The 15125-nt window shown below is 74.9% G+C and carries 11 protein-coding genes and 2 pseudogenes; 8 read left to right on the top strand and 5 right to left on the bottom strand.

The annotated features are described in order from the left end of the window. Positions 1-93 precede the first annotated feature (93 nt). The 5 genes and pseudogenes from ABD946_RS31670 (at position 94) to ABD946_RS31650 (ending at position 4327) form a co-directional block, all read left to right on the top strand. A pseudogene (locus ABD946_RS31670) lies at positions 94-954 on the top strand (alpha/beta fold hydrolase). Between the two features lie 17 nt (positions 955-971). Continuing rightward, a complete protein-coding gene (locus ABD946_RS31665; protein WP_345289035.1) occupies positions 972-1898 on the top strand; it encodes an alpha/beta fold hydrolase in 927 nt (308 codons plus the stop codon). Next, complete coding sequence (locus tag ABD946_RS31660; RefSeq protein WP_345289034.1) at positions 1895-2728, top strand: oxidoreductase; 834 nt, start codon at positions 1895-1897, stop codon at positions 2726-2728. The genes ABD946_RS31665 and ABD946_RS31660 overlap by 4 nt, the downstream gene beginning before the upstream one ends. Positions 2729-2772: 44 nt before the next feature. Beyond that, a complete protein-coding gene (locus ABD946_RS31655; protein ID WP_345289033.1) occupies positions 2773-3198 on the top strand; it encodes an Ohr family peroxiredoxin in 426 nt (141 codons plus the stop codon). A gap of 70 nt (positions 3199-3268) precedes the next feature. Beyond that, positions 3269-4327, top strand: a complete 1059-nt coding sequence (locus ABD946_RS31650) for an alpha/beta fold hydrolase (protein WP_345289032.1) — start codon at positions 3269-3271, stop codon at positions 4325-4327. A 63-nt stretch (positions 4328-4390) separates the two neighbouring features. Here ABD946_RS31650 and ABD946_RS31645 read toward each other — a convergent pair whose 3' ends face one another. After that, positions 4391-4783, bottom strand: coding sequence for a nuclear transport factor 2 family protein (locus ABD946_RS31645; protein ID WP_345289031.1), 393 nt, complete (start codon positions 4781-4783; stop codon positions 4391-4393). 106 nt (positions 4784-4889) lie between these two features. On the opposite strand from ABD946_RS31645, the gene ABD946_RS31640 reads away from it, so the two are divergent. Then, positions 4890-5336 (top strand): MarR family winged helix-turn-helix transcriptional regulator, encoded by a 447-nt coding sequence (locus tag ABD946_RS31640; RefSeq protein ID WP_345289030.1) that lies wholly within the window; start codon positions 4890-4892, stop codon positions 5334-5336. Between the two features lie 65 nt (positions 5337-5401). Here the strand turns inward: ABD946_RS31640 and ABD946_RS31635 are convergent, their stop codons facing one another. Further along, positions 5402-6124: an alpha/beta hydrolase gene (locus tag ABD946_RS31635; protein ID WP_345289029.1), complete on the bottom strand. Its 723-nt coding sequence runs from the start codon at positions 6122-6124 to the stop codon at positions 5402-5404. A 187-nt stretch (positions 6125-6311) separates the two neighbouring features. Then, a complete protein-coding gene (locus ABD946_RS31630; RefSeq protein ID WP_345289028.1) occupies positions 6312-7910 on the bottom strand; it encodes a DUF6351 family protein in 1599 nt (532 codons plus the stop codon). Between the two features lie 367 nt (positions 7911-8277). On the opposite strand from ABD946_RS31630, the gene ABD946_RS31625 reads away from it, so the two are divergent. Continuing rightward, complete coding sequence (locus ABD946_RS31625) at positions 8278-9912, top strand: ABC-F family ATP-binding cassette domain-containing protein (protein ID WP_345289027.1); 1635 nt, start codon at positions 8278-8280, stop codon at positions 9910-9912. Positions 9913-9928: 16 nt separating this feature from the next. On the opposite strand, the pseudogene ABD946_RS31620 reads toward ABD946_RS31625, so the two are convergent. Continuing rightward, positions 9929-10042: pseudogene (locus ABD946_RS31620) on the bottom strand (mycothiol transferase); the annotation flags it as partial. 60 nt (positions 10043-10102) lie between these two features. Next, on the bottom strand, positions 10103-12955 hold the full coding sequence (locus ABD946_RS31615) for a helix-turn-helix transcriptional regulator (protein WP_380149929.1): 2853 nt from the start codon (positions 12953-12955) through the stop codon (positions 10103-10105). A 137-nt stretch (positions 12956-13092) separates the two neighbouring features. Here ABD946_RS31615 and ABD946_RS31610 point away from each other — a divergent pair. Next, positions 13093-15125: ATP-binding protein (locus ABD946_RS31610; RefSeq protein ID WP_345289026.1), on the top strand; the 2033-nt coding region annotated here is incomplete at its 3' end.

Raw genomic sequence — 15125 nt, 5'->3', positions numbered from 1 at the left:
TCAACTGACGGATCTGCGGCCGGTGGTGGTCGGGCGAGGGTGTGGTCATCAGAAGCCCCGGTCACCCCGGGTGCCCCAGAGAGGAACAGTCCCATGGCAGCAGAGAAGAGGGCCAAGGCCGTGCTGGTGGCCGCCGCGAGTGCGGCCCTGGCCACGGCCGTGGTCGGCGGCACCGCCACCGCCAGCGCCAGTGCCCCCGCACCCGAAACCGCCCTGGCCACGGCCACGGCCGGCGCCAAGCCCACCATCGTGCTGGTGCACGGGGCGTTCGCCGACGCGTCCAGCTGGTCCGGCGTCATCAAGCGCCTCCAGGCGGACGGTTACCCGGTGGTGGCGCCCGCCGTGCCGCTGCGCGGGCCGGCCTCGGACGCGGCCGCGCTCCGCGGGGTCATCCGGCACATCCCCGGCCCCAAGGTCCTGGTGGGCCACTCCTACGGCGGCTCGGTGATCAGCGCGGCCGGCGCGGGGGACCCCGACGTCAAGGCGCTGGTGTACGTGGCCGCGTTCCTGCCGGAGGCCGGGGAGACGGCGCTCGGGCTCTCGGGGAAGTACCCGGGCTCCACGCTCGGGCCGACCCTGGACCCGGTCACCTACACGCTCCCCGACGGCTCCACCACCACCGACCTCTCCATCCGCCCCGATGCCTTCCACCACCAGTTCGCGGCCCGACGTCCCGGCCGGCCAGGCCGCGTTGATGGCCGCGACCCAGCGGCCGATCGCCGAGGCGGCCCTGAAGGAGCCGGCCACCGTGGCCGCCTGGAAGGAGAAGCCGAGCTGGGACGTGGTCACCACCGAGGACCTGAACATCCCGCGCGCCGCCCAGCTGTTCATGGCGGGCCGGGCCCACGCCCGGGTCACCGAGGTGGCCGCCTCGCACTCCGTCGCCGTCTCCCACCCGGGCACCGTGGCGCGGTGGTCGCCGAGGCCGCCCGTACCACCCGCTCCGCCAACTGACCGGCCGGAGCAGGAGGATGAACGAGAACGACGACCTCTCCCCCGGCCCGCACCTGCTCCGGGTGGACGGCCTGGAGCAGCGCTACCACGTGTACGGCTCCGGACCGGTCTGCCTGGCCGTGCCCGGCGGGCCGGGTGTCGACTGGGAGTACCTCCGGGCACCCGCCCTGGAGGAGTTCCTGACCGTGGTCTACGTGGAGCCGCTGGGCACCGGCGGCTCGCAGCGCCTGCCCACCCACCCCGACGGCTACACCCGGGCGCGGATCACCCGCAGCCTGGCCGCCCTGCTCGACCGCCTGTCGCTGGAGCGGGTGTTCCTGCTCGGCCACTCCCACGGCGGCTTCGTGGCCCAGCACTTCGCCCTGCACCACCCCGGGCGGCTGCACGGGCTGGTGCTCTACGAGAGCGCACCGGTGACCGGCCCGGAGCACCAGGCCGAGGCCGCCACCCGGGTGGGCGAGTTCGTCGCGCGGAACGCGGCGCACCCCGAGCTCCCGGCGGCGCTGGCCGGTCTGCACGCGGCCGGCACCGTCACCGACGACGAGGAGATCACCTCGGCGCTGCGCGCGCTCATGCCCGTCTACTTCGCCCATTTCTGGTCCCGGGAAAGCGAGTTCGGGCCGCTGCGCGAGCGGGTTCGGTGCACCTACATCTCGCCGCTCGACGAGCACGGCGTCCCCGACCGGATCGACGACCGTGAGGCGCTCGCCTTCCTCACCGTGCCGGCCTTGGTCGTGGTCGGCCGCTACGACGTGGTCTGCGGGCCGCGGTGGGCGCGCGAGCTGCACGCCCTGATCCCGGGGTCCCGGCTGGCGGTCCTGGCGGAGAGCGGCCACTTCGGCCACTTGGAGGAGCCCACCGTGTTCGCCGACGCGGTGCGCGCGTTCGTCCGTTCGGTGCCCGTGCGGGTGCTGGACGGATCCACCGAAGGGAACGGACGATGACCGGAACCTGGCTCATCACGGGAGCCTCCAGGGGCTTCGGACGGAGCCTCACCGAGGCGGTGCTCACGGCCGGCGGACAGGTGGTCGCCACCGCCCGGCGCCCGGAGCGGCTGGCCGACCTGGCGGACCGTCACGGCGGGCGGCTCAGGGCCGTGGCCCTGGACGTCACGGACCCGGCCGCCGCCCGCGAGGCGGTCCGGACCGGCGTCGAGGCCTTCGGGGTGCTGGACGTGGTGGTGAACAACGCCGGCTACGCCAACAGCGCCCCCATCGAGGAGATGACGGACCAGGACTTCCGGGCCCAGGTCGAGGCGAACTTCTTCGGCGTGGTGAACGTGACCCGGGCCGCGCTGCCCGTGCTGCGCGCCCAACGCGCGGGCACCTTCGTGCAGTTCTCCTCCGTCGGCGGCCGGGTGGGCGGCACGCCCGGCATGGGGGCCTACCAGAGCGCCAAGTTCGCCGTCGAGGGCTTCTCGGAGGTGCTGGCCGCCGAGGTCGCACCGTTCGGGCTCGCCGTGGTCATCGTCGAGCCCGGCGCGTTCCGCACCGACTGGCAGGGCTCCTCGATGGAGCTGCACGCCGTGGGCGAGGACTACCGGGAGACGGTCGGCGCGATGAACGCCTACCGGGCCGCCAACGACGGCACCCAGCCCGGTGATCCGGACCGGGCGGCCCGGGTGATCCTCGACGTGGTCGGACGCCCGGACCCGCCGCGCCGCCTGCTGCTCGGCGCCCAGGCCGTGACGGCCGCCCTGGCGGCGGGCCGGGCCCGCGAGGCCGAGACCGAGCACTGGGCCGAGATCAGCCGCTCGGCGGACTTCCCCGCCTGAGCACCGAACTGAGCACCGAACAACTCACCGACAGGAGAAGGAACATGACAGTCAGCTACACCGGAACGGTGACCGTGACGGGTGAGGGCCGCAACGGCGGTCAGGTCGCCTCCGACGACGGTCTTCTCACCACCGCGCTCGCCATACCCGCCGAGCTCGGCGGCGCCGGCGGCGCCACCAACCCCGAGCAGCTATTCGCCGCCGGCTGGGGCGCGTGCTTCCTCGGCGCGGTGCGACGGGCCGCCGCCGGCCGCCAGGTCCGGCTCACCAGCACCCGCGTCACGGTGGAGGCGACGCTGACCCACGGGGCGGACGACACCTTCGGCCTGAGTGCCGTGCTCAACCTCGAACTCGGCGGCGTGGAGCAGGAGATGGCCGAGGAGCTCGGCGCCGCCGCGCACCAGCTCTGCCCGTACTCGAAGGCCACCCGGGGCAACATCCCGGTCACCGTCAAGGCCGTCGCGGTCTGACCCCCCGCCCCTCCCGCTCCGGGCCGGTCCTCGACGGGCCGGCCCGGAGCCCCGCCCCGAAAGGCTCCTCATGATCACCAGGCGTACCTTCACCCAGGCCCTCGGCACCGGCGCGGCCGCCGCCTCCCTGACCGTCACCGGTCTTCCGGCCGCCCTCGCCTCGTCCCGCTCCTCCGCCACGCAGAACACCCCCGTCGTCCCGGTCGTCACCCCGGGCGCCCACACCGCCTTTCAGGCTCTCCGGCAGGTCCGGGCCGGGCAGCTCGACGTCGGATACGCCGAACTCGGCCCCGCTGACGGGCCGGTGGTGATCTGTCTGCACGGCTGGCCCTACGACATCCACAGCTTCGTGGACGTCGCCCCGCTCCTCGCGGACCTCGGCTACCGGGTGATCGTCCCCTACCTCCGGGGCCACGGCACCACCCGTTTCCTCTCCCCGCGCACCTTCCGCAACGGCCAGCAGTCCGCCGTGGCCCTGGACGTGCTGGCCCTGATGGACGCGCTCGGGATCCACCGCGCAGTGCTGGCCGGCTTCGACTGGGGCTCGCGGACCGCCGACATCCTGGCGGCACTGTGGCCCGAGCGGGTCAAGGCCCTGGTCTCGGTGAGCGGCTACCTGATCACCGACCGGGCGGCGCAGCGGAACCCGATCGCGGCGGCGGCCGAGCACACCTGGTGGTACCAGTACTACTTCGCCACCGAGCGCGGCGCGCGGGCGATGCAGGACGCGGACCGCCGCCGTGAGCTGACCCGCTTCGTCTGGCAACAGGTCTCCCCCACCTGGCAGTTCGACGAGGCCACCTTCGCCCGTACCGCCGCCGCCTTCGAGAACCCGGACTACGCCGCCGTGGTGGTCCACAACTACCGCTGGCGCCTGGGCATCGCCGAGGGCGAGCACCGCTACGACCAGTACGAGGCCCGGCTCGCCCGGCGTCCCGTCATCACCGTGCCCGCCGTCACGCTCGACGCCGGGCGCGACCCCTTCACCGCCCCGGGCGACGGCGCGTCCTACCGCTCCATGTTCACCGGCCCGTACGAGCACCGCGCCCTGCCGGCCATCGGTCACAACCTCCCCCAGGAGGCCCCGACCGCCTTCGCCCAGGCCGTGGTCGACGCCGACCACCTCTGACCCGCGCCCCGCACGACGAGGGGGACCGTCACCCGACGGTCCCCCTCGTCCGCGTCCGCTCCGTCACCTGGCACTGCCCAGGTTCCGGTCGCCCTCGGCCCCTTCGAGCAGCAGGGTGGTCTCCTCGATCCGGCGGAAGCGGCCGTCGGGGGCGAACTCGGCGAACAGGTAGACCTCCATCCGGACGGTGGAGCCGTCGGTCTTGACCACCTCCATGGTGTGGCGGTCGGCGTAGCGGTCGCCGCAGGAGAGCTCGTCGTGGACCTCGACCGAGCCGCCCGCCACCACCGTGCGCAGGTGGGCGATGTGGGCGAGGAACTCGGTGCGGTCGTCCCAGCGGCCGTCGGTGCGCTGGCGGTAGTCGGGGGCGAAGTGCCGGTCCGCGGCCTCCTCCAGGGCGAGGCCCGGGGTCAGCAGCAGGTCGGTCAGGGCAGTGCGGATGTCGGTGCGGGACATGGGAGTTCCTCCACGGCAGGGGCTGGCACACGAGAGTGGATGCGTGCTTCGAGCACGCATCTGACCCTAGCCGAAAAGCGTGCGCAGCGCACGCTATTCTTCGAGGGTGACCAACTCCACCGGCGAGGACATCGCCCACGCCCTCGGCCAGCTCCTCCGTCGCGGGACCCGCGCCCGCCTCTACGCCCACCTGACCGACGGCCTCGGGGCGGCGGTCGACGACCTCACCTACCCCGTCCTCAGCGGCCTGGCCCGCACCGGACCGTGCAGCGCCGCCGACCTCGGCCGCGAGGTGGAGCTCGACCGCACCACCGTCACCCGCCGCGCCGACCGCCTCGAACAGGCCGGACTGCTGCGCCGAGAACCCGATCCCGCGGACGGCCGGGCCACCCTCCTCGCCCTCACCCCCGCCGGCCGGGAGGTCATCGCGACCACCCGCCGCCGCCTGGCCGCCGCCATCGAGTCGGCCCTCGCCGACTGGCCGGAGGAGGAGGCCAGGACCTTCGCCCGCCTCCTCCACCGCTTCGTCGCCGAGGGCCCCTTCGCCGCGTAGGACACCGTCTCCCGAAACACCGTCGCCCGGGACAGCGCCACCCGAGGCACCGTCCCTGCCCGACCTCAGCCGGGCGTGATCCCACGCTCCGTCAGCCAGCCCAGCACGTGGTCGGCGACGGGGCGCCAGCCGCCGTCCACGGTGAGGGAGTGGCCACGGTCGGCCCACTGCTTCAGATCGGTCGGGGCGGTGGAGTCGCCGTACTGCTTGTAGACGGCGCGCGTGACGTGGTCGGGGACCAGGCGGTCCTCCTGCCCCGAGACCAGCAGCAACGGGCCGCGGGCCGGGTTGGCGGTGTCCACGGCAGTGCCGCGGTGCCGCAGCACGTCCTCGACCAGGCGCCGCGGCGCGGGCACTGCGTAGCGCTCGTGGAGGAGCTCGGCCTCCTCCCGGCCGACGGTGTTCGCGACCAGCTCGTGGAAGCGCTCGACGGAGAGCTCGACGGAACTCCCCGTGCACTCGGGCGCGCACTCCCGCTCCAGCAGCTCCACCCCGTTGATCGGCGCCGGCGCGAGCGCCACCGCCGCGCGCCCGACACCGTCCCCGAGCAGGTGCTGCACGACCAGCCCGCCGACCGAGTGGCCGATCAGCACCGGCGGCACCTCGAAGGCGCGGGCGATCCCGGCGTAGTGCCCCGTCAGCTCGTCCAACCCCGGATCGGGCGGCGTCCCCGGCCAACCCGGGGCGTGCGCCGGGTAGCCGTGGTTCGCGAAGTGCTCGACCCAGCACTCCCAGGAGCTCGCGCGCAGCCAGGCACCGGGGACGAACAGGACGGGAGTGCGGATCACAACGGACCCTCCGGAGGGGAGAAGAGGATGAGAACGGGGAGCCGTCCCAGCCTCCGGCATGTCACCCGCCTTCGGGATCAGTCGAATGACTGAATGATCGCCCACCGACGACGGACGGACGGCGGACGGACACGGACGAACGCGAACGGCCCGCACCCCGGGAGCGGGGTGCGGGCCGGACGGTGCGTCAGGCGGCGCAGCGGAAGCTGGACGCCTGCGCCGGATCGCCGTGGCCGCGGTAGCGCGGCAGCTGCGGGTAGGGGCACAGCTCCCGGTTGACGGTCCGTCCGTCGGCGGTGGCCAGGGCCGCCGGCAGGGTCTTCGGGGCCTTGCCCTGCTCGACCCAGGCCGTCAGCGCGCCGAGGGCGTCGGTGCCCCCGACCGCGGTGTTCAGGGCGCAGTGCGCCGTGCCGGGCGCCAGGAAGACGCGGTAGAACTCGTCGGTCCGCTTCGCACCGCCCATCCGCCGCTCCACCGCCTCCCGGTAGCGGACCGTGCCGTCCGCCGGGATGAACTCGTCGGCCAGGCCGTGCCAGGTGAGCAGCTTGCCCCCGGCCCTGCGGAAGCCCGAGAGGTCCGGGTCGTCCGTCCCGATCACCCGGTCGTACTCGGCCTGCGAGCGGCGGAACAGGCGGGCGAGCTCGCCGGAGGTGACCGTCGAGAGGTCCGCCGTGGGCTGCTTGCGCACCCACGAGTTCACCCAGGCCGCCGGCACCGGGAACGGCGCGCCGACCCGTGCGCCCGTGGCCTCGTCCACCCGGGTGCCGGCCAGGCCGCCGCCCAGCTCGGCGCCGACCGGCACCCCGGGCCACAGCCGCTCGCCCGAGGCCGAGCGCGGCCCGTCCCAGATCCGGCGCACCACCTCCGCGTCGGCGGCGGTGACCGTCACCGCCTTGCCCTCGCACTCCACCACGGTGCCGACCAGCCGACGCGGGTCGTAGCCGCAGCGGCCCGGATCGGTCACCAACCCGTCCCGTACGCCGTCGAGTTGGTCACACTCCCGAACGGCGGCCGCGGTGAAGGCCTTGAACTCGCAGGCGCTCGGGTAGGTCTTCGCCTCGTTCATCACCACCTGCGGCCAGAGCGTGGCCACCTCGAACTCGTCCCAGTGGACGGCCGGAGCGTTGGCGAGGATGCCGTCGTAGTCCTCGGGGTACTTCTGGGCCTCCGCGTAGCCCTGCCGCCCGCCGGTGGAGCAGCCGTTGAAGTAGGCGTAGGAGGCGCCGCGGCCGTAGTGCCCGGCGATCACCGCCTTGGCCACCACGGCCGCCTCGTGCTCGGAGCGCGAGGCGAAGTTCTCCAGGAGCGGCCGGTTGACCGAACCCCCGGCCGTCAGGGCCCATCCGGCGTCGATGTAACTGGAGACGCCCGCATCGGTGGTGGCGGCGGCGTACCCGCTCTTCAGCGCGGCGGCCAGACCGCTGCCGTAGTCCCCGGCGGCGTACGCGCTGCCGCCGACCGTCTGGAGCCGGCCGTTCCAGTTCTGCTGCGGCAGCCAGACCCGGACGGTGGCGTGGTCGCCCTGGCCGGGGTGGGCGAGCACCACCGTGACGTCGCAGAACGCCGGGACGTCAGGGATCCGCTGGGACGGCAGCGGGAAGACGGCCGGCACCTCGAAGTCCCCGGCGGCACGGGCGACGGCGTCCGCCCGCTCGACCACCGTCCCGGGCGGGGCCTTCACCGCCGGTGCCGCACAGGCGGGCGGTGCCGCGGCGGCCCCGGGGGCGTACACCACGGCGGCCAGTGGCACGGCCGCCGCGAGGGCGGCGAGGAGTCGTCGGTTCACGTGAGGTTCCCGTCGTCAGGCGCCCCGGCGCAGGCTCCGGGGCTGATGGGGACGACGCTCCCGCGCACCGTCGCCGCTGAGGATCCGTCAAATGACGGCGGGCGACGGCTGCTTCGACACACCGAAGAAAACCGGTCGACGGACCTGCGGACCGTCCTGTTACGCTGGCGAACGAACGACCCATCGGCAACACGAGCAGAGGCAGACATGGCGGGTGACGACGACATCTCCGGGTGAGACCCGGTCCTGAGGCCGTCGACGGGTGGTGGACACCCGGCGGAGCGGCCCGGTTCGTCGTACCTCCTTCCCCCAGTCTCCCGTCCTCCCGGCGGAGTCCGCTCCGCCCTGCCCACTCCGGGGTCCTTCCATGTCCGATGCCTCCATCGTCTGCTCCCACCTGTCCTTCTCCTGGCCCGACGACACCCCCGTCCTCCAGGACCTCTCCTTCGCCCTCGGCATCGGCCGCACCGGCCTGGTCGCGCCCAACGGCTCCGGCAAGTCCACCCTGCTGCGCCTGCTGGCCAGCCGACTCACGCCCACGGCGGGGACGGTGACGGTCAACGGCACCGCCGGCTACCTCCCGCAGGACCTGCCGCTCTCGGCCGGCCTGACGGTGGCCGAGGTGCTCGGCGTCGCCGACGTGATCCGCGCCATCGACGCCGTCGAGTCCGGCGACGTCTCGGAGCAGCACTTCACCACCATCGGCGACGACTGGGACGTGGAGGAGCGCTGCACCGCCCAGCTCGAACGGCTCGGCCTCGACGGCATCGGCCTCGACCGGCGCCTGGAGACCCTCAGCGGCGGCCAGACCGTCCAACTCGGCCTCGCCGCCCAACTCCTGGCCCGGCCGGACGTGCTGCTGCTGGACGAGCCCACCAACAACCTCGACCTCGCCGCCCGTCACCGGCTCTACGACGCCCTGGACGGCTTCTCCGGCTGCCTGCTCCTGGTCAGCCACGACCGGGCACTGCTGGACCGGATGGAGCGGATCGCCGAACTCGGCGGCGACGAACTACGCCTGTACGGGGGCGACTTCACCGCCTACGAGCAGGCCGTCCACTCCGCGCAGGAGGTCGCGGAGCGGAACGTCCGCAACGCGGAGCAGGAACTCAAGCGCGAGAAGCGGGAGTTGCAGCAGGCCAGGGAGCGCGCCGACCGGCGGGCCAGCAACGCGGCGCGCAACCTGAAGAGCGCCGGGCTGCCCAAGATCTTCGCCGGGACCATGAAGCGCGGCGCCCAGGAGTCGGCGGGCCGGGCCGGCCAGGTCCACGCGGGCCGGGTCGGGGAGGCGAGGGCACGGCTGGACGAGGCCGAGCGCGCCCTGCGCGACGACCAGCGGCTGGTCCTGGAACTCCCCGACACCAAGGTCCCCGCCGGGCGCGACCTCTTCGTCGGCGAGGGCCTCCAACTCCTGCGCGACGGCGCCCCGTCCTTCGCGCCCGGCGGCATCGACCTGACCGTCCGGGGCCCGGAGCGGATCGCCCTGACCGGCCCCAACGGCGCCGGCAAGACCACCCTGCTCCGCCTGCTGCTCGGTGACCTCACCCCCTCCGGCGGCCGGCTGCGCCGGGCCGAGGGCCGAAGCGCCTACCTCTCCCAGCGCCTCGACCTGCTCGACCCCGAGCTCACCGTGGCCGAGAACTTCGCGCTGGCCGCCCCCGAACTCCCCTCCGCCGACCGGATGAACCTGCTGGCCCGCTTCCTCTTCCGCGGCGCCAAGGCCCACCTCCCCACCCGCGCCCTCTCCGGCGGCGAGCGCCTGCGCGCCACCCTCGCCTGCGTGCTCTGCGCCTCCCCCGCGCCCCACCTGCTCCTGCTGGACGAGCCCACCAACAACCTCGACCTGGTCAGCCTCGCCCAACTGGAGAGCGCCCTCGCCTCCTACCAGGGCGCCCTCCTGGTCGTCAGCCACGACGAACGCTTCCTCACCGCCATCGGCACCACCCGCCGCCTCCACCTCGCCGACGGCACCCTCACCGAGGCGGCGGCCCCCATCGCGTAGCCCCGGCCCGGGCCGCCTACTCGCCGACCTCTCCGTCGATCGCCTCGCGGAGCAGGTCGGCGTGGCCGTCGTGGCGCGCACGGTACTCGATCGTGTCGGTGCGGACGGAGCGGAGCGGGACGGCCCGATGGTCCTCCTCCCGTCGCCCGCGAAGTCCGTCGACCGGGTCCCCACTACTCCCGGGGGCCGTTCACGGAAGGTCGGCGGGCAGGGCGGCGAGGGCGTCGCGCAGGGCGGCGCGGGAGGTGATGCCGAGCTTGGGGAAGACGCGGTAGAGGTGGGAGCTGACGGTGCGCGGGGAGAGGTGGGTGCGTTCGCCGATCTCCTTGTTGGTCAGGCCGGTGGCGGCCAGGTCGGCGATCCGGCGTTCCTGCCAGGTGAGCGCGGAGGGGTCAGGGGTTCCGGGCACGCCCGCGGAGGCGGCGGCCGGGGCGCCGCAGGTGCGGAGTTCGGCACGGGCGCGTTCGGCCCAGGCGCGGGCGCCGAGGCGTCCGAGGGTCTCGGCGGCTGCGGTGAGGACGGGGCGCGCCGCCCGGGGGCCGGCGTGCTGGCGCAGGTGGATGCCGTGGGCCAGCCGGATGCGGGCCAGCTCGAAGGGGAAGTCACCGGCGGCCGGGTGGGCCTCCGCCCGCCGGTACATCGCGGTGGCCTCGTCGAGGTCCGCGGCGGTCATGGCCAGCGTGCCGTAGGTGGTGACCGCGAGCCGGGGCGAGACCTGCGGGAGGCCGGCCTCCCGGGCGGCCACCGCGTGGCGGCGGGCCTCCTCGTCCCGCCCGGTGTGCAGGGCGGCCTCGACCAGGTCCAGCAGAGTGCGCGGGGCCTGGTGGGAGCAGGGCTCGAACGCGCCGGGCGCGGTGATCCCGATCGCGCACCGGTAGGCGGCCTCGTAGTCCCCCTCGCTCAGCGCCGCCGTGGTGGCGGCCGCCTCGGTGATCTGGACCAGGAAGCCGACCCGGCGCGGCCGCGCCCAGCGGTCGACCTCCGCCTGGAGTTCCCTGGCCCGCTCCGTCTCCCCTCGCAGCGCGGCGAGTTGGGCCAGGTAGGCGCGGCTCTGCTGGGCGAAGAGCACGTTCCCGTGGGCCAGCGTCAGTTCCAGGACCTGCTGCCCGGTGCGCTCGGCCGCCTCCCACTCGCCGGAGGCCATCCGGTCGAGCATGATCAGGTGGAGCATGGTCATGCCGTTGGCCACCGCGCCCGTCCGCAGCTCGCGCTCCACGCTGCGCAGCAGGTAGGTGCGGTAGTGGCTGAGGTGGTCGACGTGGTAGGCGGCGACGCCGAGCCGGGTGATGTCCCACGGGTCGAGGTCCGGGTAGTCCGCGTACGCCTCGGCGACCCGCTCGGCGACCCCGGTGCCGCGCCGCACCACGTCGCTCCAGGCGTCCCGGTAGATCCGCGAGCTCACGGGCACCAACTCGCCCAGCCCGTCCAGGAGTCGGTGCGTCCGCTCCCAGTACCCGGCGTCGCCGACGTACTGGCTGACCCCGAGCAGCAGGTTCACCACCCGGGTGAGCTCCGCCGACGGGCCGGCCGCACCGGCCCGCTCCGCGGCGGCGAGCAGCTGCCGGTGCGCCGAGCGCACGTCCCCGTCCTCGTACAGGACCGCGTAGGCGAAGGCCAGCGCCGAAGCCGTCGTCCCGGCGGCCCCGGACACCCGCTCCGCGCCCGCCAGCAGCTGGGCCTGGTGGAGCAGCCCGGCGTGCCCGGCCACGAAGGCGGCGTCACCGAGACGGCGGGCCCGGTCGGCCGCCACCGGGCTCAGCTCGGCCGCCCGGGTCAGCCAGGTCACCGCGGCGGCGGCGCCACCGCGCCGGGTGGCGGAGGCGGCGGCCTCCTCCAGGGCGACGGCGACCTCCTCGTCCGGGTCGACCGCCGCGGCCGCCAGGTGGGTGGCCCGGCGTTCGACCTCGTCGCGGTGCACCCGGGCGAGCTCCGCGTGCGCGGCCCGCCGCTCGTTCGGGGTGGCCAGCCGGACGACCGTCGAGCGCACCAGCGGGTGCCGGAAGGCGAACTCCCCGCTCACCGGGTCCTGGTCCAACAGCCCGGCGGCGGCCGCCTCCTCGACGTCCCGCATCCGGTACCGCACGGCCGGGCCGACCCGGCCGGCCGGCACCGCTCCGCGCGACGCCCCGCCGACCGGTGCCTCGCCGACCGGCGCTTCACTGCTCGACGTCCCTCCGAACACCCCGCCGCCCGAGACCGCGACGGCGTTGACGCCGTCCAGCGCACCGCGCAGCAGCTCCGCCCGCACCGCCGCCCCGAGCCCGGCGATCCGCGCGCCGTACACCTGGCGGAACCGGTCCGGCAGCGGCACCGCCACCGGCCCGGCCCCGGGCTCGCCCTCCGTCAGGCCGCCCAGGTAGGCGGGGAGTTCGAGCAGGGCCAGCGGATTGCCCCGCGCCTGCTCCAGCACCTGCCGCCGCACCCGCGGGTCCACCGCCGGATGCCGCCCGTCGAGCAGCCGCTCCGCGGCGGCCCCGTCCAGGGGCGGCACCGGCAGCACCGGGAGGGCGGCCGCGTCGAAGCCCGCCGAGCTCTCCGGGCGCAGCGCGGCGAGCAGCTTCGCGGTGGTACCGGCCAGCCGCCTGCCGACGAAGCCGCAGACCTCCGTGCTGGCCGCGTCCAGCCACTGGCCGTCGTCCAGCACCAGCAGCAGCCGCTCCCGCTCGGCCGCGACGGCCACCAGGTCCAGCACCGCGATGCCCAGGGTCATCACGGACGGCGGGGTCTCCCGGCTGCGGCCGAAGACCACGTCGATGGCGGTCCGGTGCGCGACGTCCAGCGCTCCGGCCTGCGGGAGCAGCGGGTGGAGCAGTTGGTGCAGGCCCGAGTAGGGCAGCTGCGACTCCGCCTCCACTCCCACGGCGCGGACCACCCGGTGTCCGGAGGCGGCCGCCTGCCGCGCGGTGTCCTCCAACAGGGCGCTCTTCCCGACGCCGGTCTCGCCCTTGAGCACCAGCGCCTGGCCGTGAGGGTCCGTCAGGAAGGCGGAGAGCACCGCCCGTTCGTTCTCGCGACCGACCATGGGCGTGGTGAGGTGTTCCACCGCTGCTGCTCCTTCCCTCGGCTGTGCCGCCTCCAGCCTTCCCCCCTGCTCGACCGACGGCCAGGCAGTCGGCAGGCGGTTCCCGGGCAGTTCGGTGAGATGATCTCCGTTCGGGGGCAGGTCGAGGGGGTACGAAGATGGAACGGACGGCGTTCGGCACGCTGCTGCGGGGGGCACGCGAACGGGCCCGGCTCACGTTGGAGGGGCTGGCGTCGGCGTCGGGCGTCAGCGTGCGGGCGATCGGGGACATGGAGCGCGGCCGCAGCGTTCCCCGGCTCAGCACCCTGGCCGAGCTGCTGGACGCCCTCCCGCTGGACGAGCACGAGCGCCGCGCCCTCACCGAGGCCGCGCGCCCCGGCACGTCCGCCACGGGCCCGGGCGCAAGCACAGGCTCAGGCATGGGCGCGAGCGCGGGAGCGGGAACCGCCGGGCCGACGGACCGCCCGATTCCCCGTCAACTCCCGCCCGATCTCCGGACGTTCCGCGGCCGCGAGGCGCTGCTCGACCGCCTCAGCACCGCCACCGCCCCCGACGGCCACCCGCCGGTGGTGGCGGTGAGCGGCCTGGGCGGCGTGGGCAAGACCAGCCTGGCCGTGCACTGGGCCCACCGCCACGCCGACCGCTTCCCGGACGGCCTGCTCCACCTCGACCTGCGCGGCTTCGACCCCTCCGGCCACCACCTGGAGGCCGGCGAGGCGCTCTCCGGCCTGCTCACCGCCCTCGGCGTTCCCGCCGCCTCGATCCCCGACGGGGCGGAGCAGCGCGCCGCCGCGTTCCGGGAGCGGATCGCGGGCCGCCGGATGCTCCTGCTGCTGGACAACGCCCGCGACTCCCGGCAGGTCCGCCCGCTGCTCCCCAGGTCCGCCGACTGCCCGACCGTCATCACCTCCCGCCACCACCTCACCGGCTTGGCCGCCACCGACGAGGCCGTGCTGCTCGACCTGGGCCCCTGGAGCGCCGCCGAGGGCCTGGCCGCACTGGCCGCCCGGATCGGCGCGGACCGGGCGGCGGCCGAACCCGCCCACGCCGCCGGACTGGTGGAGCTGTGCGGGCGGCTACCGCTCGCCGTGGCCGTCCTGGCGGCCCGCCTCAGCGCCGAACCCGCCCTCCGCCTGCGGACCGTGGCGGACGAGCTGGCCCGGACCCGCACCCTGCTCGACGAGTTCACCACCGACGACCCGCACACCGACGTCCGGGCCGTCTTCTCCTGGTCGTACCGTGCCCTCGACGCCGAGACCGCCCGGTTCTTCCGCCACCTGGCCGTGCTCCCCGGCCCGTCGTTCTCCACCGAGGCGGCGGCCTCGGCCGCCGCCGAACCGCCGTCCCGGGCCCGGAAGTTGCTCCGCTCCCTGGTCGCGAAGAGCCTGCTCGGGCGGGACGCGGCCGGACAGTTCGCACTGCACGACCTGGTGCGCGCGCACGCCGCCGAGCTGCTGGACCGCGAGGGGGACGACCGGTACGCCGCCGAGCTGCGCCTGCTGGACTACCTGCGGCACAACGCGCGCTCCGCCGTCCGTGCCTGGGAGACCCGCACCATCCACGAGTTGGACCACGCGCCCGCTCCCGGCGTCGCCCTGCTGCCCTTCGACGACCCTGAGGGGGCGCTCGCCTGGTTCCGGCAGGAGGAGCGCACCATCCTGGCCGCGTTGCGCCAGGGCGAGGACCCCCGGCTGCTGCACTTCCGGACGGGCCTGGCGCAGGACTGCGTGCCCTACTTCTCCGCGCTGGGCCAGTGGGCCGACCAGATCGAGCTGCAGCGACTGGCCCTGGACGCCGGCCTCCTGCTGGACGACCCCGCAGCGATCAGCCAGGCCGCCGCGGCACTGGGCCGGGCCCTCGCCGAGGCGGGGCGGGGCGAGGAGGCCGACGAGGCGGTCGGCCACGTGGAGCGTCGGCTGGACCACCTGACCCCGCACGAACGGGCCGACGCCCTGCGCAGCCTGGGCTGGGTCCGGGGCCGGCAGCAACGGCTCCCGGAGGCCCTCGACCACGCCCGGGCCGCGCTGGCGATCTACCGGACCCTGGACGACCCCAACCCCGTCGCCCGCGAACTCAACGCCGTGGGCTGGTACTCGACCCTCCTCGGCCGGCACCGCGAGGCCATCGCCAGCTGCCGCGAGGCGCTGCCGCTGCTCCAGCGGACCGGCAACACCTTCAGCGAGGCCGCGAC

Source organism: Kitasatospora albolonga (genome assembly GCF_039535905.1).
In the GTDB taxonomy this organism is placed as follows: domain Bacteria; phylum Actinomycetota; class Actinomycetes; order Streptomycetales; family Streptomycetaceae; genus Kitasatospora; species Kitasatospora albolonga.
The sequence above is the reverse complement of the archived record's forward strand: the minus strand, read 5'-3'. Positions and strand labels throughout refer to the sequence as shown.